Genomic DNA, 234 nt, shown 5'->3' with positions numbered 1-234 from the left:
ACCCATTCCCTACAATTGTTCGTGATTTTCAACGTGTTATTGGAGATGAAACAAAAGCGCAAATTTTAGAACTGGAAAATCGTCTTCCAAATGCGATTGTTGCATGTGTCGGTGGCGGAAGTAACTCCATTGGCATGTTCTATCCTTTTGTTCAAGATACTGATGTAGCTCTATATGGTGTAGAGGCTGCGGGGCAAGGCATTGAAACTGGCAAACATGCTGCAGCTATTCAAG

At 42.7% G+C, this 234-nt stretch carries 1 pseudogene; it reads left to right on the top strand.

Going from position 1 to position 234, the window contains the following annotated elements:
* Positions 1 to 234, top strand: a pseudogene (locus SB764_RS44730) (tryptophan synthase subunit beta); the annotation flags it as partial.

Source organism: Paraburkholderia sp. SIMBA_027, assembly GCF_046535315.1.
GTDB classification, from domain to species: domain Bacteria; phylum Pseudomonadota; class Gammaproteobacteria; order Burkholderiales; family Burkholderiaceae; genus Paraburkholderia; species Paraburkholderia tropica.
This window is presented reverse-complemented; position numbering and strand designations above follow the sequence as displayed.